The organism is Solibacillus daqui (assembly GCF_028747805.1).
In the GTDB taxonomy this organism is placed as follows: Bacteria; Bacillota; Bacilli; order Bacillales_A; family Planococcaceae; genus Solibacillus; species Solibacillus daqui.
Genome location: NZ_CP114887.1, coordinates 614,526 through 636,923, shown reverse-complemented (window position 1 = coordinate 636,923; position 22,398 = coordinate 614,526). Strand labels below are relative to the sequence as shown.

The 22,398-nt window shown below is 37.1% G+C and carries 13 protein-coding genes; all 13 read right to left on the bottom strand.

Going from position 1 to position 22,398, the window contains the following annotated elements; all coding sequences use genetic code 11:
- Positions 1-21: 21 nt before the first annotated feature.
- The 13 genes from O7776_RS02955 to O7776_RS02900 all read right to left on the bottom strand — a co-directional run bounded on the left by O7776_RS02955 (position 22) and on the right by O7776_RS02900 (position 22,386).
- Positions 22-3,438 (bottom strand): hypothetical protein, encoded by a 3,417-nt coding sequence (locus O7776_RS02955; RefSeq protein ID WP_274309160.1) that lies wholly within the window; start codon positions 3,436-3,438, stop codon positions 22-24.
- Positions 3,439-3,929: 491 nt separating this feature from the next.
- Positions 3,930-5,717 carry an N-acetylmuramoyl-L-alanine amidase gene (locus O7776_RS02950; protein WP_274309159.1) on the bottom strand — a complete coding sequence of 596 codons (1,788 nt, stop codon included), beginning with the start codon at positions 5,715-5,717 and terminating at the stop codon, positions 3,930-3,932.
- Positions 5,718-5,867: 150 nt separating this feature from the next.
- A complete protein-coding gene (locus O7776_RS02945; RefSeq protein WP_274309158.1) occupies positions 5,868-6,539 on the bottom strand; it encodes an S-layer homology domain-containing protein in 672 nt (223 codons plus the stop codon).
- A 62-nt stretch (positions 6,540-6,601) separates the two neighbouring features.
- Positions 6,602-9,100: an S-layer homology domain-containing protein gene (locus O7776_RS02940; RefSeq protein ID WP_274309157.1), complete on the bottom strand. Its 2,499-nt coding sequence runs from the start codon at positions 9,098-9,100 to the stop codon at positions 6,602-6,604.
- A 355-nt stretch (positions 9,101-9,455) separates the two neighbouring features.
- Entirely contained in the window at positions 9,456-11,384 is a 1,929-nt protein-coding gene (locus O7776_RS02935) for a stalk domain-containing protein (protein ID WP_274309156.1), read from the bottom strand.
- A gap of 305 nt (positions 11,385-11,689) precedes the next feature.
- On the bottom strand, positions 11,690-14,521 hold the full coding sequence (locus tag O7776_RS02930) for an S-layer homology domain-containing protein (RefSeq protein ID WP_274309155.1): 2,832 nt from the start codon (positions 14,519-14,521) through the stop codon (positions 11,690-11,692).
- 796 nt (positions 14,522-15,317) lie between these two features.
- Complete coding sequence (locus O7776_RS02925) at positions 15,318-17,135, bottom strand: SH3 domain-containing protein (protein WP_274309154.1); 1,818 nt, start codon at positions 17,133-17,135, stop codon at positions 15,318-15,320.
- An 86-nt stretch (positions 17,136-17,221) separates the two neighbouring features.
- On the bottom strand, positions 17,222-18,337 hold the full coding sequence (locus O7776_RS02920; protein WP_274309153.1) for a phosphodiester glycosidase family protein: 1,116 nt from the start codon (positions 18,335-18,337) through the stop codon (positions 17,222-17,224).
- A 353-nt stretch (positions 18,338-18,690) separates the two neighbouring features.
- On the bottom strand, positions 18,691-18,735 hold the full coding sequence (locus tag O7776_RS20300; protein WP_420802166.1) for a hypothetical protein: 45 nt from the start codon (positions 18,733-18,735) through the stop codon (positions 18,691-18,693).
- 17 nt (positions 18,736-18,752) lie between these two features.
- Positions 18,753-19,316 (bottom strand): sugar transferase, encoded by a 564-nt coding sequence (locus O7776_RS02915; protein WP_274309152.1) that lies wholly within the window; start codon positions 19,314-19,316, stop codon positions 18,753-18,755.
- The gene (locus tag O7776_RS02910; RefSeq protein ID WP_274309151.1) at positions 19,313-20,179 is read right to left on the bottom strand and encodes an NAD-dependent epimerase/dehydratase family protein; all 867 of its coding nucleotides are present in this window, start codon (positions 20,177-20,179) and stop codon (positions 19,313-19,315) included. The genes O7776_RS02915 and O7776_RS02910 overlap by 4 nt, the downstream gene beginning before the upstream one ends.
- 63 nt (positions 20,180-20,242) lie before the next feature.
- Positions 20,243-21,262: a UDP-glucose 4-epimerase GalE gene (gene galE / locus O7776_RS02905; protein ID WP_274309150.1), complete on the bottom strand. Its 1,020-nt coding sequence runs from the start codon at positions 21,260-21,262 to the stop codon at positions 20,243-20,245.
- Between the two features lie 8 nt (positions 21,263-21,270).
- The gene (locus O7776_RS02900; protein WP_274309149.1) at positions 21,271-22,386 is read right to left on the bottom strand and encodes a glycosyltransferase family 4 protein; all 1,116 of its coding nucleotides are present in this window, start codon (positions 22,384-22,386) and stop codon (positions 21,271-21,273) included.
- Positions 22,387-22,398: the final 12 nt, after the last annotated feature.

Genomic DNA, 22,398 nt, shown 5'->3' with positions numbered 1-22,398 from the left:
TACATATATTCAACGAAAAAGCTATAGCTCAAACTCTAAAATCGCAGCTTGTAGAATATTGTAGTTACTTACTAATGACTGTTGTTCCTTCGATAGTTTTTCAAATGCTTTTTTTGCAGATTTCACTTTGGATTCTGCATTTTTGGCATTCAGGTCTAACGCGCCAATTTGTTTTATTACCTTTTGTGCCTCATTAATATTTTTCTCTGCCTGCTTTAGCACATCGTAATTAGTCACCTGCTTACGTATGCTAGAAGGGAGTGCTTTATATGCCGCGGCTGCTTTTGCTACATCGTCCATATAAGAGCTTGATGTACTTGTTAACGAACCGATTAAATTAATCACTACGTTGGTTTCATCAATATTAAGCTGTGCCTCTTGTAGCTTATAGTAATTGGTTACTCTTTTCTTTTCGTCTTCTGAAAGCTTATTGTATGCAATTATTGCAGCCTCTAAGTTTCCTTCATAATACTTGTCACTTGGCTTTAGTTTTTCAATCAGCTCATAAGCATGAATAACATTTGCTAAGTTCGAATATTTATCCATATTCGTAATATAGCTATATTGTTTCGCATCCAATTTTTGTAGAGATGTGCTTACTTTTGAAAATTGTTTCGCCAAATTATTACGTGGGTTTGATAGGCCTTCAATTTCGTCAATGACCTTTTCTACAGGCTTAATATACTTCTCTAGGCTTTGTAAATCCTTTATTAAAGTGACCGCCTTTTTATTTGAAGAGCTCAGCTTTTTGTAAGCCTCACTTGCTTCCTTCACCTTTCCAATAAATTGCAATGGTTCAACGGATGATAAATTACGAATTTGTTCATCAACCGCAGCTCCTCCTGCAACATTTAACTCATGATCCGTTAATACTTTGTAATTGGACACTTTCGCTTTTAGCTCCGGAGTTAATGCTTCATACATATTACGGGCTGTTTGCGTGTCAGAAACAAAGGTTTTACTTGAGCTTTTAATCGAGTCAATGGCATTAATTACCGTATAAAGCTCCTTTAGCTCACCTGTAAGTAAGCCGGCATTTTCTAAAAGGTTACGGTCTACTATCGATAATTTTTCATACGCTTTTTGAGCAGAATTATATTTTGAAATAAAGCTTTTGGCATTTGATGGATCTAAAATTAAAATATCGCTATCTAATTTTAAAATTGGTTTTACCGCTCGCTCTCGTTCAAATAATTCCTTCGCATTAAGTACAATTGCTTGCTTAGAACGGTCTAACTTATCGTATGCCTCTCGAGCTGCTTTTAATTTTGATAGGTAATTTTCGGCAGTTGGCACAGCTTGGTTAATAAGCTCAATTACCTTTTCGGCCAGTCCAATGCTTTCTTCTGCTTCAACGAGCTTCGCAATATTGTGCACAATCGCCTTTTCTTCATCGCTAAGCGCCTCGTATTGTTCACGTAACGCTTTGACATCCGTTTCAAATGTTTTACTTGTTGTTCGTAGCTTATCGATACTTGAAATAAGTGTTGCTGCCTTTAGGACATCAGCTAGCTTGTTATAATTATAGACATTCGCCTTTTGCGCCGTCGTCAATCTCTGATAAGCTGCTTCAGCCGATGTTACTTTTGAAGAAAATTGCTTGTCCGAACTAACTGGAAGCTGCTCGATTAAATTAAATACCTTTAATGAAGCGTTGTAATCTTTCTCAAACGCTTTTAATTCGTTAGCTTTGGCAATTAGACTTTTTATAATAGAATCTAGCTTTCTATATTCTTCTGAAAGCTGTTTTAGTGCTGTCATAAAGCTTTCCCCTGATTTTGAAGCAAGCTCTGCAATTTGCTGATCAATACGATCTGCCGTTGCTATGCTCATTCCGAATTGATCAAGCTTTGGTCCGTACACCTTTAACAGCTGCTTCTTGGCAATCAGCACTTTATCATCTGACGGGGTTGCATCTGGATTTTCTGTATTGCTTTCAGAATCTAGCGTTACCCCTGCCGTTAATGTTGTGAATGTGCTTTTAGCTTTTTCATAATCTTGGCGGAAACTTTTGTTCGTGACACGTAACGCATCAATGTCTTGCATTAATTGCGCGATTGCTAAATAGCCCTCTAATACGGCATAGTTTGTTACGGATTCTTTTAATGCGGCAGTCGCCAATTTATCGTAAGCAGCTTTTGCTGTTGTTACCTTTTTGGCAAAATCCTTCGCAGTTGGTTCGATTGCTTCAATTTGCGTCACGACAGATAAGGCAGTTTTATAGGCATTTTCTAGGGTTGTTAATTGACTTGCATTGGATACGAACTTTTTAGACTCTGCAGACAATGCATTATATTTTTCACGTGCAGCAGCTAATTTGACCAAGTCCATATTTGTTTCTAAGCCTTTAATTAAGTCCTCTATCTCTTTAATAGCAGTTAGCTCTTGCTCCAAGTTTTTAATATATTCATCTAAAAAGGTTTGTAGATGAGGTAAATTTAATTTATCTGTTCCAGATAAGTGATTGGCATTGGCAGTTATTTTCCCCTCAAATGTAGCTAATTTTACCTTTGCTGCATCCAGCGTTTCTGCTACACGCGCTGAGTCTGCATTTAGTTCTAAAATAGATGCTGAAATGTCTACAAAATCTTTTAACGCAAATAAGCGCGCTTTATTTGTAACAAGCTCTTTTGAATCTACCTCAGCTGGAATGGATGCTAGCTTAATATTATCTAGCTTCACTAAAAGGGCAACAATTTTTGTATTAAATTGTTTTACTGTGTTAGCCTTCATTGATAAATTCGTAGTTCCCCATGTGGCAAATGCCGTTGTCGAAATAGCGTCAATTTCTTTAATTAAATTTGATGCCGCTGCAATCGTCTGTTCCCACGAAGGTAATAACGCTTGATTTTCTGCTGATAAATATTTGCGCTGAAGTGGTGATAATCCCTTAGAATCTGTAACAATTTTAGCAATTAGCGTCAGTGTTTCTGCAGTAGTAGGAATTTTAGCAATCTCATTTTCTAAGTTGACTACTTGCTGAACAGAACCCTTTAATTCCTCTAACTTCGCAAAGTTCATGACAAATTTTTGATAATCCGCACTACCTAAGACATTATAGCTCTTCTCTATACTTACAATCGCTTCTAATAGCTTGGCTGTAGTATCTGTTTTTTTGACTAAATCATCAATATTTTTCGCAATTGTATACGTAGTAATAATATTATCATATTGTTTTTTTGCCTCTTCAGTGAGTGCTGCTTTTTCTTGCTCAGTCAATCGATTGTAAGCATACTTCACTTTATTCACTGCTGTATATAAAGCTGATATGCTTCCGGGTGGTGTCGTCGCTAAAAATGTAGCTTTTGCTTGCATAAAATTCTCGACATTTATACTAGCTTGTGTAGTTTCTTCCGCTGCTACTGGTGCTGCCTGCGCGACAACTGCTGGTGTAATAAGTAAACCTGCCATCAAACCGATCTTCATATTTTTTTTCATGCTGACACCTTCCTCTATTTCAATTACGTCTCGGCAAACACTCGTCCAGATTTTTTTCGAGCTGCTCGAAAAACTCTTCTAGAAATCTGTGACATCCGCCGGGGGATTAACAGCGGAGGGTTTAACCCCCACTGAATGTAGGACATACTTTGGCATTCACCCCCACTTATAGAAGTAAAGGATTCCTGCTGAAGCAAGTTAAATGGTTTCGAATTTCATACTTCTCTCTATTTTATCGGTCAGATCATATAGGTGTTTAGTTACAAAATTGTAAATTGTAAATATAGGAAAATAATATCTAAATAATATTTAAACTTATTAAGATCATTTATCTAATGTAATCCGTTTTGCAACGTTACGGGGGACGCTTTTCTGGGGGCATGGCTTCAAAGCGTTGACAAACGCTTTGCGACGAGTAACCGCAGGAGGGGCTGTCCAAAAAGTATTCACTTTGGACAGCCCCTTCCCTTCAAAATACATTATCTTATTAATTATCTCGCATAGTATTCAACGATGCCTTGATAAATCGAATCTGCAAAAATTTCGACGTATGTATCGTCTATTAACTTTGCATGATCCTGATCATTTTTAATAAAGCCTAATTCCACTAATACGGCAGGAATTGTTAAGCCTTTAATGACTTTAAAATCAGCACGTTTTACTCCACGATCTCTCATATTTGCGTTTTTTACAATTAGATTATTGATATTTGTCGCCAATACTTGATCTTCTTTTTCATTCACGTTTGAAGAAACGCTGTAGTAGGTTTCAGTTCCACTTGCTGATTTATTGTCAGAACTATTAACATGAATACTAATAAACATTTCACCATATTTATCTTTAGCGAATAGGATACGGTCATCCAATGATGGATACGTATCATCTATACGTGTCATATGCACAATTGCCCCATCTGCAGCTAGCTTTTCTTTCACTAAAGTCGTTACTTTTAATACAATTGATTTTTCTGTTGTTTTTGATATTTCGTTTATTGCCCCTACATCTTTACCACCATGGCCCGGATCGAGTACAATAATTCGGTTTTTTACTGGGCTATCTTCGTTATTTTTTAATCGTATAAAGCGTTTTTCAATAAAGCCATTTATCCCATTATACGATACTTCAACCCATGCTCCGTTAATCGACTGAACATCCACTACTGTTCCACGACTGATCTTCCCTAACGATTTGGAAGCTGCATCGTTCTTTTCACGAATAACTAAATCATTGATTGTAGCTATCCCTACTGTACTAGGCTGCTCATTAGGTTGTTCTTCGTTATTTTCTTCAGCATCAGGTGTTTCTTGTGGATTAGAATTATCTTCGGCTTGTTCTACCTCTTGCTCTATTTCTTGTTCCTGCTCTAATTCTTGCTCTAGCTGCTCAGCCGTTTTCGTAAATTCCTTCGCCACAAAAGCCATTTTTCCGTTATATGCGACCTTCAACCAATAACCTTGATCTTCATAAACTGAAAACTCTTTCCCTGTATTGGCTTTCCCTACAATATTCGATTGATTGGTACTTGTAGCAGAAGAACGAATATTTAACCCGTCCACCGTAACAAAAACTTTACCAATCGCTTTTGTAGGATCTGGATTCGTATTAGATACATCCTGTACCGGTAATTTTAATCGGTATGTATCTGATGCTGCACGCGCAACAAATGATGAAAATTGCGCTCTCGTTACCGGTTCATTGGCACTGTATTTTGTGGAATTATGTGTTCCATTAGTAATCCCGTTGTAGTAAATTGAGGAAATATATTTATAGTATGGATCGCTTTTGGCAACATCCGTAAATGGTATTGTTAAATTGGCTGTTTGGTCTACATTTAAATTGAATGCTAATGAAAGCACTTTACTCATTTCAGTACGAGTTAGTGGAATTTTTGGTTCAAATTTGCCTGGAGAATACTCACTGAAATAACCAAGCTGCACTGCTTGTTCAACGTAGCCTGATAATGCTGCATTGGTTTTTACATCAATATCTGTGAACGAAGATTTCTCAACGACTAATGGCGTTTTTCCTGCTGCCACTACGACCATTTTTGCTGCTTGTCCACGTGTCACTTGTTCAGTTGGCTTAAATACACGCTTCCCATTTTCAAAGGAGCCTTCCAACACCCCTAAATTTACGAGGTACATAATTTCTCCATATGCTGGATTCTTTGAAGATACATCTGTAAATGAAATAGATGCTGCTTGTGTTTTTGAGCTATGAATTGTAAAAAAAGAAATCATAAAAATGAAAAACAGCAAGCTGATTTTTTTTATGTGCACGGCTGTAGTCCTCCTTCAGCTAATAATTAACTATTATTTTAACAAACAATTAACTATAATTCACTAATTTTGGATAGTTTATACTTTTATATTTAACAAATAAAAAACTATGCAATCTGAATTAAGTTTCGGATTGCATAGCTAGCTCTATTATTCAATACTAATAATTTTAAATTCATCTGATGCTGCATTGATTGAGCGTTGTAAAAAAGTCGCTAGTTGGCCACGTGTTAACGTACCGTATGGGCTAAATGTAGTTGCTGTAGTTCCTGTAGTAATCCCATAATCAACAAGCGTTTGAATATAACGCTTCATATTTATATCTGTAATTGTATTTACATCTGCAAATTTCGTTTTTGTAATCGTTGACATTTCTAGTTCAAAAGCTAACGTTAACATTTTCGCAATTTCAGACCGTTTTAATGTGCCATCCGGACGGAATGTACCATCTGTATAGCCACCAATGATGTTTAATTCGTTTAATGCAGCTACCGCTCCATAATATGAGCTACTTGTAGATAAATCTATGAAATTTGGATTCGTCACCGATGTTGTATTTAATTTTAATGCGTTAGCAATATATAATGCAGCTTCTCCGCGTGTTGCAGCCTTTGTTGACTGAAATTGCGTTTTCGATACACCTGAAATAATTCCTTGCTCTGTTAAGTTAACAATCGCGTCGTAGTGTACGTCTTTTGTTGCTACATCCGTGTAAGGATTTTCGGTAGCGGCAGTGGCTGGCGCATCGATAACAAATGCAGCCGTTACAGGCACTACTAAAAAAGCAGCTGCAAACGGACTAAATTTTTTATTAAATTGCATCTAATCTTCCTTTCAGTAAAATTTATTAAAAACAAAATAACTATTATTTCATGCTATTCTACTTATTTTTGCAAAATTTTTGATAGGAATGTTGCGAATTCGGCACGCGTGATACTGTTATTTGGTTTAAAGGTATTATCCGGGTAGCCGCCTGTTAATTGATTTGAATACACGGTTGCAATCGCATCATATGCCCAGTGAGAACTTGGCACATCCTTAAATGGTAACTTCGCTGTGCCCGATAAATTGTAGGCACGTTTTAATATTGTCGCCATTTCAGCACGAGTTAGCTTACCATCTGGACTGAATTTACTTGCTTCACGACCTGTTATTATTCCCTTTTCTGATACGGCTGCAATCGCGCCGTATGCAAAGTGATTCGCCTTCACATCATCAAATTCAACCTTATTGGTAGATGAAATTCCTAGTGCACGTGCGATAATTGTTGCTGCCTCCGCTCTAGAAATGGTACTTTCCGGCTTGAATGTTCCGTTTGGATAGCCTTTTACTAATTCATTTGTATTTAAATATTCGATCGTCGAGCTTGCCCAGTGAGATAATTTTAAGTCTGTATATAATGGCTCTTTGTAATCGTCCTTATAAACCGCTTGTAATTGATCGAAATAAAGCACGCCTTTATTTTGATTAGCTGCATTAGTCTCTGTCACATAAATACGGTCGAATTTTATCGGTAATGCTAATGTTTGTGGAACTTCAGCCGTTACGTACTTCCAGCCTGACCAATCTAGCTTGCCTTGTTGTGTGAAATCAAGAGTATGCTTTTGTCCATTGCCATCAATAATTGAACCGCGCAACCAATGCTTCGCCGCATCCCCGTATACCCAAACACCGATTTGTTTCGGCAAACCTTCCATAGTAATTGGTGATTGTGCTACAGCATATGCCGCTTTCGTGCCTGATTCTGCCGTTGTGAAATCATAGTTAAGCTTTAATGATGACTGACCTTCGCGGAACGGTTCAGCTTTTGAAGCATTCACAATGGTAGCCGTAGCTTTTGCTGTCGTAACAGCCCAATTCGAAGTAACGTCAAATGAATCCACCACTTCAACTGCTTCCGGAGCTTTTGTCACTTTTATAGGAAACTCGGAACGTACACCATTATAAGTAGCGACAATTTTGCCAGCGCCTACTTTTGTTGCCGTAAAGCTTGTCCCATTTAATGTACCGATATCCCCTTCTACAGACCACTTCACCTGATCTTTTTGAATGGCAGCCGGATTTAAAAATTCATCATAGGCTAATGACACATCTGCTGTTGCTGTTGTTTCCATCGTCATTGAGCTTGGAATGCCTGTAATTGAAAAGGCTTTTATAGTTCCAGCAGGCGCGTTATTAATTACTTGAAGCGTAGCAGAAACTCGGCGCTCGCTCCCATCAGAAGGTCGATTCACAAGCGAAGGCGTCTCTTGACCTGGTGTACGCGCAACCATTGTCGTAGAACCTCCACCATCTAGGTTAATCGCATATTTTGCCCCTTTTGAAATTAAATAAGAGGCTAAGTCTGTTAAAGACGTACCATTACTATAGCCGCTTTGACGCCCATCAACCGTTACTAAAAACACCTTTTTCCCTGTAGCATCTACCGCAACTGCTGTACGGTCGCTACGTGTTTTGACAAATGACGAATCGGTCGGCATCGAAATATTTACTTGCCCATCTTTTACTAATAATGGACCCGCCGCTAAAATGAATTTTGCATTTTTCCATTTATCATCAATATTCAAATCGACTTGAATTGGTGCACCTACTTCAAGTGATGCCTTTAATTGCTCGGCAGTTGCTTTATCTTGGATTGAAATTACAAAACCATCCGTTGGTACAGCGGAGTTACCGGATTGACCGTATTCCGTCACACTTGCGACTGTACCTGATATTGAATCGCCAAAGCTTAATGATTTCGTGCTTTTTGAAGCACCCGTCACGACAATTTCTAGCCCCCAGTTATTGGTGCTTGTTGAAGCCTTATCAGCCGTATATAGCACCGTTGTCCCTGTGACACGCTCCGTATTAATGCGGTCTATCGTAAATTGTTGACCTGCAACCGTAAAGGATAAATCCGTTGTATAATAATCGGCAATTGCTTGACCCGAAGCCGTTACACCAAATGCTACCGGCTGCTGAGTTGGGCTGTTTGCGTTTTCACCTAAAATACCATAATTGACAATAACATTATTATTCACTAATAAATTTGCTGGTAATCCATTGCCTAGGAAATATGACGCGTTAGTTGCGCCTACTACTCTATGTCCTTCATAATTATGTATTTTCGCAATAGCAGAAGTTGTTTTTAAGGAATTGATTGGGTCTGGCATACCCACTTCTAATGTGGTGTAGGGATTGTTTAAATCGATATTTAAAAAGTTGACAACCTCTTTTGTTTCTGCTGATTGATATTGTTCTTGTATGTACTCTACACCTGGTGAAACGGTTGTTTTTTTATCCGTTACTTTTTCGTCAAATGCCGCTTCGCTATCTGCTACAAAAAACGTAGCCTGCGCAGCGACTACTGCCACAGCAGCGGTCACAATTTTTTTGTTCACAAGTCTCTCTCCATTTCTATTACATTCTATCTTTCAAAAGGATAACATACTATTATAGTCAACGGGAGAAATTCAATTAATTGAAACATACGTCATTGAAAATTAATATAAAAGGAGGTGTCCGAGAAAAGATTCTGGGACACCTCCTTTGCGCCGAGGATGGAGGCCAGCACGATGCTGGTCATGAATGCGTTGTCACATGATGTGACAGATTTAGCATTCGTTCTTATTTCGACCACCGCCTGCAGCGGATAATTAATACACGAACGAAGTACTGCGCGAGAAATATTTACTTCTCGCGCAGACCCTTTGCACTGACCAAAAAGTTATGACTTTTTGGTAAGCCCCGTACTATTTATCTCGTTTCTACATAAATTGCGACTGGCAAATTACTGCCGCCTGCGTGAATGATTTCTAGGTTGATGACATCATTCATTTTTTTCGAACGGTGTACAGGTAATTGTACATATTCTTGACCAGGTTTTAAAGTTGGGATTAAATACGTTCTCCCATTCATTTTCACCGCACCACTATAAAAGCCGCCGCGTCCTGTTATTTTAACAACAACATATTTTAGCTTACCCGTGTTATTGACAACTGGAATATCGACTTTATAAGACATACCAAAATGCCCTGGATTGCCAACTGTGCCATTCATTTTATCTAATGAGTTTTCAGCTGTTAAGAAATGGTCTGTTTTTCCGTTTGAAATGTTATAACCAACTTGCTCACTATCAACTGTATACGCTGGTAAAGTTACCTTTAATGCCGAGCTTGGCCATACTCCACGCGGATGGGCTGCATATTCATTAATTGGTACAGCAGGCGTTTGAATTGCTTCTAGCTTCGGCTCACTATCTAAGCTAATTACTGTTCGAATTGTATAATTCACCGCAGCTCCGGTTACCGAACGGATATCAAAATCATGTGTAAATCCTAGTAAATAATTTTTACCAATATCATACGATTGAATGATTTTCGTTTCACCTGGCGCAATGGTCATCTTACTTTCCTTTGCATCGCGTAACGTATTAGTTAATACCGCATCTGATAAAGGTAAGCCTACATCGAATGTACTCCAGCTATTGCTTGTTGTTTGTGACACACCTTTAGAATTCATCACTTGAATTTCAGAAGATGAAGTATTTTGAATCGTAATCCCGATTTTAGCGCGATCACCTAGTTTGTTAATATGCCAACCATAGACACGGTGCTCTTTTGTCGAAGTAACACCTTGCACATGATTTTCAGCTAATGTTTCATTGGCACTCATAATAATTGTCGGAGTTAATTCCTCAGGGTTGTCACTGACAAATAACTCACGATTACCATCTAATGCTGCATTTTCGACTAGTTGTGGTACATTTAATGATCCATATGATTTTTCTAAAAAGTCACTTGTCATTATGTAGTCATACAAAGAAATATAGATAGTTCTATCTTCTTGTACATAGCGTAATGAGCCACCATTTTTAAATGAATCCACAATAAATTTCACGGGTACATACATTTCTCCAGATTGAATAAATGGCTTCTCATTCCCCGAATACAGCTCTCCATTGATATAAATTTTATTGCTGTTGTCTGTGAAATTAAATGTTATACCTGAAATTGTTAGATCGAAGCTCGTTTCATCTACCCACTGGCTAAAACTATCCTGTAAATAGTCACTGAAATAATTTGCCGCGATATACATGCGCCCATCTTTTGTAATTGGCGGCAATTCCATTTCAACACGCTGATTATTCATATATAAAATATACTTTTCTTCAGGTATAATCGGCGCTGGCTCTTCTTCACCTGCTCCTGGGCTTTGGCCATCATTCGTATCTTCGTTTAAAATAATTTCTACTACTTTGTTTTCTTGATTCCAATATACTTGTCCGTCTGAATTTTCACTGACAAATCGCATTGGAATATAGGTACGATTTTTGTAAATCATTGGGGCAACAAGTAATTGCGCATTATCGCCGTTCACTTTTGCCGTTTTTGAGTTAATTGTCAATTCAACAATTTGACCATTACGTTCACTTGTCGCTATTTTATCTATTTGATTCCAGCTTACTTCTGCGCCAATTGCTTCATAAAAATCACGCATCGGTAAAAGAATTGTCCCACTATTATTTAAAATAGGATCATTAAACGAAATAATTTCTCCATTAATGATTACTGTGACCTTTTGTTCGACTAAGTTTTTATTCGTTTCTGCGGCATAGCTTGGACTTACAAAGAACAAACTCATTGCCAGTACTGCCGTAAACAGTACCGCAAGATATTTTTTCATCTTTACACTCCTCACACTTTTCAAGTCTTTCACTATGATAACATACACTTTTGCTTAGATGGGAGCAAAAGCGAATAATGATACTTTTAGAATAGAAATTAATTGGAAATTATTAAGATAGAAGTGACAGTTGTTTGGATTTAATCTAGCTAGATCGACCAAAAGAGGTTAGGTCATAAACTCCTTTGAATTAAAAATTTTGTGCTGCAACCTATAGTTCATTAGTAAACCTAGTATATATATAAAAAACCTGCCGAAGATTTCTCTCCGACAGGTTTTTCAACTTCAATTTAAGTTACAATAAATTAGTTTAATGTTACATCTAATGTAGAAGCAATGTTATCATTATCATCTTCAATATCAAATGTACCATTTGCTTTTAATACTACTTTTTTAGTAGAAGCAATATCAGATGATAAGTCTAATCCTGTAACTGTTACACGAACACCAGTTGTACCATTTTGAGCTGTTGCTACTGTTGCAGTAGATTTAACACCATCAATGTATAGATCAAAATCAGTACCAGTTGCAACTGTCACATTTTCATCAAATGTTAAGTCAATTACTGAGTTTGCACCAAAAGTAATAGACTTTGATTTAACTTTAGCAGCAACGTTTTCTTTAATTACTACAGATGCAGTTGTTGAGTCAATTGCTGTAATTGATGAGTTAAATCCTTTTACATTTTGTACAGTTACTTGATAATTACCTGTAAGTTTTACAGTATCGGCAGTTAAGTAAACTTTAACAGAACCAGAAGCCGCTGTATTTGAAGCTAATTTAACTTCTTTTACAGTAGCACCTTCAACTGTATAGTTCGCTTTGTCTGTTGCTGAAGCTGGGTCTACTGTTTTATCAAAGTTCACAGTAACGTAACGGCCATCAGCATCTACACCTTCAGCACCAATTGTAGCTACTAATTTTGTAGTAGTTGCATCTGAAGAATTGTTTACAAACTTAACAGTTGTTTTTTCTAAATCGTTAGAAAATGCATCTGTAAAGTAACCTTTTGCAAATTCAACTGAATATTCTACACCAGTTTTTAGTGCAGGTGAAACGTTTGTTAATTCAATTTTAAATGAAGTTCCAGCTGTTCCGTTTGGAGTTACGTCAGCTGCAATATTACCTGCTGCTAAAGTAGCAGTTTGTTCAACACCAAACTCATCTTTAAATTTAAATGCTAAAGCAGTATTACCAACTTTAGATACTTTTTCAGAGAAGTTTACTACTAAGTAGTTAACTCCAGCAATTTTTTGTACAGAAGTAGAAGTAACTGTTGGAGCAGTTTTATCAGTATTGAATGTTACTAATTTAGAAGTTGCTTCTAAAGTATTACCTGATAGGTCTGTAGCTGCACCAGCTAGTAAGTCTAAATAAGCTGCTGTTGTTTGAGCTGACGCTAAAGTAACAACAAATTTAGTTTTTGTAGTATCTCCTGCTTTTGGAGCGATACTAGAAATTACTGTGTTAGCTTGAGAACCGTTAAATTTAAATTTATCAAAGTTACCTGCAGTAACAGTTGTATCTAGAGTTACCGCTTCATCAAATGTTACTTCAACTGAAGTAGCAGATGTAGCTACTGTAGAAACAACTTTTGGAGCAGTAACATCTGAATTTGATACCGTTACTGTTTGTGTAGTTGGAACAGAAATGTTACCTGCAAAATCAGTTAATGAAGGAATTGTAACAGTTACTTCTTTACCAGCGTTTACAGCATTATTGTTATTCACTAAAGTAACTTGTAATGTTTTACCATTGTTAGTTAATGTAGTTGCACCACTAATTACTGAAGTTCCATCTGCTAAAGTAGCAGTAACGTTACCAGTAGAAGTTACTGGTTCAGTTAAATTAATATTGAAAACATACTTACTTTCGTTTTTAACACCTTCAATTGCAGCACGAGTTGTGTCTTTAATGCTGAATTTTGCTTTTACTTCTGGTAAAGCTTTTTTGCCATCAGCAGTTAAAACTACATCTTTAGCAATCTTTAATACATAGTTACCCTCTAAGTTAGAAGCTACGTAAACATTTAAAGTTTTGCCATCTTCAGATAACTCCGCTTTTTTACCAGTTAAAGTAACTGGAGTAGCAGTTGCAGTATCCTCAACTAACGTGAAATCAGCATCTACATCACCATTAGTATCAATAACAGTTTCTTTCTTTACAGCTTTAGTGAATTTAACTTGGATTGTTGAACCGTTAATCGCAGTAACTGATTCTACATTTAAATCTTTAGCAGCTTCTTCAGCTTTAGCGATTGCAGCTTTAGTAGTTTCTACAGCTTTTTTAGCAGAAGCGATTGCTTCATTAACTTTAGCAGCTTGCTCTTCAGATACTACTTCTTTAGCAGCTTCTAATGCAGTTTCTACAGTAACAATTGCAGTTTCAGCAGTTGTAACTCCAGCTTTAGCAGCTTCAATTTCTTCTACTTTAACTTCAGTTTTTAATGCTTTTACAGCTTCATCTAAAGCTTTAGTTGCTTCTTCAACAGCAGCTAATAATTCAGCTGAGTTATCTGTTCCAGCGTCAATTGCACGAGTTAACATTACAGCGAACTCTTGACGAGAGATTGAATCAGTAGCAGCTAATTTGTCGCCTTTACCGTTAATAACACCGTTAGCTACAGCAGTTGAAAGGTAACCTTCAGACCATTTACCAGATACAGATTTAGCGTCAGCAAATTTTGAAAGGTCTGCTTCACCTTCTAAACCGTAAGCTTCTACGATCATTTTCGCAGCTTGTTCACGAGTTAATTTACCGTTTGGAGCAAACTCAGTTGCAGTCATACCGTTTACGATACCAGCGTTAACTACAGCAACAACGTACTCTTGGAACCATTGGCCATCTTTAACGTCAGCGAAGTTTTCAGTACCTTCAGTATCTAAACCTAAAGCAACTGTGAACATTTTTGCAGCTTGTGCACGAGTTACAGTACCAGTTGGGTTAAATGAACCATCTGGGTTACCAGTGATTACTTCTTTTGCAGCTAAAGCTTCTACAGCTTCTTTAGCCCAAGATGCGATTTGATCTGCATCTGTGAATTCAGCAGCTGAAGCTACTGGTACGATTGCTGATGCTACTAATGCAGCAGTTGCAGCTGTCGCAAAGAATTTACGACCTGTATTTTGTTTTGACATTAAATTTCCTCCTAAGACGTATCATTGTTCCAACACATTTTTTGAAACAAAACTATAAATTTCACCATTATTACTCTTTTTTCACTATGTATTCCAAAAGAAAATGGCTGACGCTTACGCTAATGAATTATTTTTAACAGATTTCTCTATTAATAATTCTATTTGATTATAACATACATTTGGTAAAGTACTAACTTTTCTTATTACATTTTTATTAATTTTCCATTACAAACGTTAGAAAATAGTTAACAATGATGTCATTTTAATACAATATATGGTTCTATGAGGTATTAATTACTAATAATTGTATTTATCCCAATCAATTGATTATCTATTAAAAATCCGCTATTTATTATCCATAAATAAGATGTTTAGCTATTTTCCGATGATATTTCTTGTTTAAGAAACTAAAAAACACGAAAAGATTCAAAAAAGAATTCTTCACGTGTTTTCATTTAATATGAGCTTGTCATTATTTTGTAATATCCATAGCTAATTGGTTCATTGAGGATGAGATGATTTTTCATTAAAATGTAGCTGCTAATTATAATAAGTAAAGGAGTTTTTAGGTTATTTGCATGTATTTTTTTAATTTCGCACGCAAATGCACTGAAATCGCACATAAACCCCAGAAATTCGCACGTATCTTGCGTGAATTCGCACAGATCTGCACAAAATTCGCACGTATGTTTCGAAAAGCGCACATATCGTAGCTCACCGAAGCATTATAGTACCTTATCAGGAATATCAACCCCTTATTATGGTGATATGCCTACTATTTACATGTTGTTTCTTCTTATTTAAAAATACGTTTACGATAAAAATAATACGACGATGCAAAAGTACTCACTACTAACATAGCTCCCCCTAATAATAGCCACCAACTAATTGGTGGTTCGGCTTCCGCTTCAAGTTGCGCTCGTGCATCCTCCTCTGTTTCCGTTACTTCCATTTCCTGTTTTTCCTCTGTTTGCCCCGCTTTTTGCTCTGCAGATAGTTTCTGAATAGCATCCAAAGAATTTTCATATACACCGAATTGATTTACATTTAAATAATCAAGCGAGTCCACAGTATCGATATAGACGAACTTCACATCTGATTTAAATGGCAGTCTTTTTAAAAGTACATACCCCTGTCCGACTTTGTTACCTGCAATAATCATGCTTTCATTTGCTGGCGAAACCTTCATCTCATGTGGCATTTCATAATCCGTGTAATTCAGTGCAATATAGCCGTTTTCTAACGTTTCTATCGCTAAAAGCTGACGATATATGTATGTCTCCACTTGAGTTTCCTCTATTATGTTTGCTACATAATTTTCATCGGTCATCAAGTAGCCCGTATCATTAGCCAACTGGTTAAAATCATCTGGCTTCATTTTCACACCATAAAAATCGTAAATTATTTGATCGATAGAAGCTCGTTCATATGTAATAGCTGTTTCGTTGTTCGTTATGAGTAACTGCGTTGAATCAAAGCCGGTCATACCTTTTGCTATTCCGCGCTGTACCGCTTTAAAATACGTCAACATATTTCGCTCAACCATACTTTTGTAAGGGATTTCTAAATAAACAGATTGGTCAAGCATTAGCTGTAGTTTTTCAAGCTCCGTTTGTTCAAAATCGAATTGCTTTTCAGGCAGTACCGTCTCCGCTAAATCCAATAATTCCTTTTTTATACGATTACTATCAAATTGGAAGCGCTCATTCAATGCAGATGATTTATAGTGATCATCGTAAATTACTTTGATTACTTTTGATTTTTCATAGGTCGAAAATAATTCACGGTAGTCCTGCTCCATTAATGTCGTTGTTTGACCATCCTTTGACAACGCATAATTCTCTAAGTAAATCGATTCTTCATAATCATTTTTTAGCTCTGCCCCGTAATAATCCTTTGAGGCAACTTGCTCATAGGTGAACGTTTGCTCATCCAAAGAGCCATCCCCTGCACTCAATACAAAATACGACTTTACATAACTATTTGCAGTAATTTCGTAGCTTTCTTTGCCTGCACTCACTTCAAAATAATCGGTTTTGGCTTGGCTGTTTAATTGCTTAAGCTTATACTTTTTTTCATCATTCGTTTGAGTATGATGATATACGTAATAGTTATCACCGTTTTTTAAAATGGTTAAGCCGCTTTTACTGTTCTTTTGATAAATCAGTTGTTCACCGCTATATATGTATTCTTCATACTGACCTTTTGATGGATCTGCATCACTTACGATATAAAGGTCCTCGATACCATCCTGTGTAAAATCAGCAACTAAGGCGTATATAATATGGTCAAATTTTGAAAGCTGCTGATAATAGCCTGCATAAATAGACAATAAATCTGCAGTAAACGGTGCAATGGTTTCACTTGGCACCCAGCCTAGCCTACCTTTGTAATCTACCTTCACCCAATTGTCCTGTTGGCGAACAAAATTCACTCGCGCACCCTTAGATAATTTCGCGACAACCATCCCTTTTTCATCTGCACTTGCTGTCAGTGACACGCCATTTGTCGTTGTCACTATATATTGCGGCCCTTCCTCCTGCGCCATAACAAACGGATTTGGCAATAGCGCAGTAAAAAGTAGCACACTCAACATGATTTTAAAAAATTTCATAGGCTTCCTCATCTCACATCATTGTTGTCGTTTTTATCTTACCAAATGATTGGTAGAGAAAGTGGGACATGTTCGAATATACACGATTATTTCACTAGTAAGCCGACTGCAATATCGCGTCCTGGTGGTGTGATATATTTCCCGTTTGCATAAAGACCGCTTGATGCACCACCATCGGAATTCATCGCATCCACTGCGCCTAATTGTTTCATCGCTGAAGCAAGTTGTTGTACAGTTGCACCACTTGTTGTTACAAAAATAAGCTGACGATTTGGTAAAATACCAATCGCACTTCTCGCACCAGGTGAGCTCAAAATTTTGTGACTTGAAAAGCCTTCTGCAATCGGATCAACCGTTACCGAGCCATTTGTTAATAAACGCGGTCCTACTTGAATCGCTTCTTGTACATTTCCCTCTGCAAATAGTTTCATAAATTGATCGCCTGGTAAAATGCCGACATTGCCATCCTTTAACACATAAAATACCGAGAATTTTAGATCAAATACCTTTACACGCTCACCGTTCATCACTAAACCGTTGTACACTGTACGGTAGCTAGAATTCGAATAGGCATCAAAATAATTACCGTTAATCGCAACTTGTGCATTATGCTTTTTTGCAATGGCAGCTAACGAACCAACTGAACCTAATTTGTCATTCGCAAGCTCCACATGCAATGATGTATTCGGCGCTAATAAATTCACAGACACCACATTCATCGCTAGTTTTTTCCCACCAGCATTGACTGTTTTCTTTGTCACCGTTACTTTTGGCTTGCTCATAACTTGCTCTGGATAGACTGAAACCTTATATGTATTTGCTCCAACCTGATAGGAAACTTCTTTTTTCGCTTGATCCCAATTCATCGGTGCATCAAATAAAAATGCGACTTCACGCACAGGAACATACACTGCGTTTTGAAGCATCTTCGGCTGTGTATCCATTTGGCGAATGACTTGTCCCGCACTTTTAATCGCCTTACTTCCCAGCGTTAGCTTGTATTTATTGTCGATTGTCACAACCTTACTGGCATTGTCCCAATCGACAGCCACTGAAAATGTTTCTGCAATCATGCGTAGCGGTACAAATGTGCGGTTTGAGCCATCCTCTACAACACCGTAGGAATTGGCATATGTATTTGTTGTGTGTAGGTTTAAGCTTATGAGTAACACGAATAATGCCGTAATAAATATTTTCTTCATTTTTTAAGCTCCTTCAATTTTCCAAAATAGTATATACACTTTATATCGGTTCGTACAAAGAATTTAATACTGCAAGGGGCAAAATTAATACGGATTCTAACGATACATCGCTAGAAATTGAACTTTTTTACGCTACGTAATTTTATAATATTCTCAAATGAAAGTTTGGAAATATAGGGGTACGGTACTAGTAAGTCTATAATCTTTAAAGAAAAAAACAAAAGCACTGCAGAAATTTTCATTCCACAATGCTTTTGGTAAAGTTACTAATATCTTATTCATTCAGCGATTTTTTAAGTTTGATGTTGCCTAATATTTCGAGTTAAATAAGGCCACTCATTTTGAATTGTGATTTACTTACATTTCGGCTCGGTTCCTGAAGGGCGTACCGTTACCAAGGAGCCATCTTCTAAATTTATTTCAATTTAACCCCTTCAGCCTTTAACACACTAAAGAACGTCAGCCAAATAATTTTCAAATCAAAACCAATACCCTTATTTTCTACATAATGTAGATCATAACGAACCTTTTCTTCGTCGGAGATAAAGTCACGTCCCATTACCTGCGCATATCCTGTTAATCCCGGTCTCACTGCGTTGACATTTACCTCATCGCGCATTGCGATTAACTCATACTGATTATAAAGTGCAGGGCGAGGTCCTACCACCGACATATCACCTTTTAAGATATTAAAAAGTTGGGGCAGCTCATCTAAGCTCGTTTTGCGTATAAATTTCCCTACTTTCGTAATATACACACTAGGATCCCCTAAAGCTTCAGTCGATACATTCGGTGTTTCTGTATACATAGAACGAAACTTATAAATTTCAAATAATTCACCATTCAAACCAACTCGCTTTTGTTTGAATAGAATAGGTCCTTTCGAATCTAGCTTGATCCAAATGGCCACTAGTAACATCGGAATTGCAAAAATAATGATTGCAACCAAAGAAAGGAAAAAATCTAACAGACGCTTCATTTGACATCCTCCTTCCACTGCCGTTCTGTAAGTTCAATTGCCTCAGCTAGATTGAATTTCTGATACGAATTCCCGTTATACTGTGAAATATTTTGCGCATATGTCAAATTCCCAAAGACTTTATTCATTAACGAGACATTCGAAAGTGTTTTAGTTATTAGAGCTCTACCTATCTTACTCAAAAAAATACGGTGATTATTGTGCTTAGAAATCATTAACACCATTTGCGACGTATTCATAAAAGCCCCATCTTGCGGATGGAAAATGCCAGCATCTTTACTCAAAATCAATTGATTAATAAATTCACATAAATGATCAATAAATAACATACTACGTTCATTTTCAATAGAAGGAAAGATTGGCGTATTCTTTGCCAATTTCCGAAGCAAGGCATAATTCCCCGGACAATTCGGTCCATAAATCATCGGTGGTCGAACAATAGATACCGAAAAATACTCATCTTGTAATGCTTGTAATGCTTGTTCGGCAGCCAATTTAGACTTTCCATAAAAAGTTGTTGGCTTTAACGAGCTATGTCCATTAATTTCGCCTCGTTGTTGTCCATACACAGCCATCGTACTTAAGAAAATAAAATGCTTTACACCTTGACTCTTAGCATTTTCAGCAATTTCAATCGTTAAATCTGTATTCACCTTAAAATAATCTGCTTCTTGATAATGGCTTTCCTTCTTATGAACTAACGCGGCTGTGTGGATACATACGTCAAAATGATTAAATTCAATATCCTTTATTCCCTGACGCACACTTACTGCTACTGTATCCGTAATTAGCGGATTATTCTTGCATGCTTTTACTAATTTTTGGGCTACATAACCATTTTTTCCGATTATCAATACCTTCATAAATTACTCCCCATTACTACCTATTTCAGTGGTTAAGAATGTACTCCTGCTAACACTTACAAACTAACAATCTTCGGTCATGCTATGTAAAATATTTTGATACCAATTCCATGAATCATAACACATAGCCTGCAAATCATACTGAGCATCCCATCCAAGCAGCATGCTCGCTTTGGAAATATCAGCAATACTTGCAACAATATCCCCTTCTCGGCGTGCAACAATGTCAAATGGAACCTTTACGCTATTTACATCTTCAAAAGTACGAATTAAATCAAAAACAGAGTAACCGATCCCCGTCCCAAGATTAAACGCCTCACAGCCTTCAAGTGTTTTTATATAATTTAGCGCTTTTACATGTCCCTTTGCTAAATCCATCACATGAATAAAATCCCTGATACAGCTACCGTCCTCGGTTTCATAATCGCCACCAAATACTTGTAATGCCGCAGTTTCTCCGCTAGCTGCTTTTAAAATATGAGGCATCAAGTTATTTGGCACACCAAAGGGCATTTCTCCTAACAAGCCACTTTTATGCGCGCCAATTGGATTAAAATAACGCATTAACGCAAAACTCCAGCCAGCTTGTGCCGCAACGATATCCTGTAAAATTTCTTCTAGCATTAATTTTGTACGACCGTATGGATTCGGTGCATGAAGGGATAAATCTTCCTTTAGTGGCGGTGTATGCAAGTCGCCATAAACCGTTGCAGAAGAACTAAAGACCAATTTCTTCACATCAAATTCTTTCATCACATCGAGCAAGTTGAGCGTACTCATTAAATTGTTTTGATAATACATCAGTGGATTACGAACAGATTCACCTACCGATTTAAAGCCTGCAAAATGAATGACAGCGGTAATCGCGTTTTCCTTAAAAACCGTTCGCAACTTTTCTAAGTCCAATAAATCTAATTGAATAAATGGAATTTTCTTATGAACAATTGTTTCGATTCGCTCTAATACATCAATAGCAGATTTTGATAAATTATCAATGATTAAACAATCTTCCCCTTGTTCAATTAATTCTACTACTGTATGGCTACCTATAAAACCTAGGCCACCCGTGACTAGAATCGTCATGCTTTCACCTACTTTAGCAATTTCTTATAAATCGTACTATATTCCTGTAAAACCTTGTCCAACACAAACGGCTCTACTAATTGTTTCGCTCGCTGCCCCATTTGCTCTCTTAGCTGCGCTGATTGTGCTAGCTTTGTAAAGGCTACTTTAAGGGATTGGTCGTCCCCATGTTCAATGACATAGCCATTTTCATTTGTTTGAACTAAATCACGTAGCCCCCTCGTATTTGTTACAACACAAGGAATACTTGCCTCCATTGCTTCCATTATACTTTTCGGTAGCCCCTCGCGATGAGATAGCAATGTGACGATATCTGAAATTTGAAGCAGCTCTGGAACATCTCGCCTATACCCTAAAAAATGAATGCCTACTAATTGCTCTTTTGCTACATATGTCTGTAATTCATGTTCCATTTCGCCATTACCAATTAATAATAGCTCTAAGTTTGGATTGTCCTGCTTCAACTGTTGCCAATTCCGAAGTAAAAACTGATGATTTTTATTGGAATTCATCTCTGCAACACATGAAATAACAACGGCATCATTTGGTAAACTAAGCTGAGCCTTCATTTCAGCTTTTTCTGATGATGTTAATACTTCTGTAGTAAACTCTACGCCAACACCATGCACGTATGAAATTTTCTCCACTGGCAATAATTTTTGAGCATTTTTATAATCTTCATCATTCATCGTAATTAAATAATCTGTCCATTTTGCGGCCAACTTTTCGGCTGTATAATAGATAAGCCAATTTTGTTTCGGCGCTCCCTTATAAAAATGAAAGCCGTGCGCTGTATAAACGATTTTTCCATGCTTGACATTTCGAAAAGCCGCTCTTGATAATAACGCAGCTATCGGTGTATGTACATGCACTAAGTCAAAGCGTTCACTATGGAACAACTTTTTGAGTGCTTGGTACGCTGTCATATTTTGTGCACTAAGCGGACTTCTTGAAAAAGGTATGTCTACGCATTTTATATTCAATTTCTGTAAATTCTCTTTATCTTCATTTCCGATACCTGCCGCGGCCCATACTTCATATCCTTGCGATTGGAAATACTGCATATAGGGGATATGGAATACTGTAAGGTGACGGTATACGGAGGCTACAAATAGTATTTTCATATCCTTCTCTTT

Coding starts and splice junctions, on each gene's coding strand:
- O7776_RS02945 (WP_274309158.1), bottom strand. CDS start 6,539: ATGCAATTTAATAAAAAATTTAGTCCGTTTGCAGCTGCTTTTTTAGTA.
- O7776_RS02930 (WP_274309155.1), bottom strand. CDS start 14,521: ATGTCAAAACAAAATACAGGTCGTAAATTCTTTGCGACAGCTGCAACT.
- galE (WP_274309150.1), bottom strand. CDS start 21,262: ATGACGATTCTAGTCACGGGTGGCCTAGGTTTTATAGGTAGCCATACA.
- O7776_RS02925 (WP_274309154.1), bottom strand. CDS start 17,135: ATGAAATTTTTTAAAATCATGTTGAGTGTGCTACTTTTTACTGCGCTA.
- O7776_RS02920 (WP_274309153.1), bottom strand. CDS start 18,337: ATGAAGAAAATATTTATTACGGCATTATTCGTGTTACTCATAAGCTTA.
- O7776_RS02915 (WP_274309152.1), bottom strand. CDS start 19,316: ATGAAGCGTCTGTTAGATTTTTTCCTTTCTTTGGTTGCAATCATTATT.
- O7776_RS02955 (WP_274309160.1), bottom strand. CDS start 3,438: ATGAAAAAAAATATGAAGATCGGTTTGATGGCAGGTTTACTTATTACA.
- O7776_RS02935 (WP_274309156.1), bottom strand. CDS start 11,384: ATGAAAAAATATCTTGCGGTACTGTTTACGGCAGTACTGGCAATGAGT.
- O7776_RS02910 (WP_274309151.1), bottom strand. CDS start 20,179: ATGAAGGTATTGATAATCGGAAAAAATGGTTATGTAGCCCAAAAATTA.
- O7776_RS02900 (WP_274309149.1), bottom strand. CDS start 22,386: ATGAAAATACTATTTGTAGCCTCCGTATACCGTCACCTTACAGTATTC.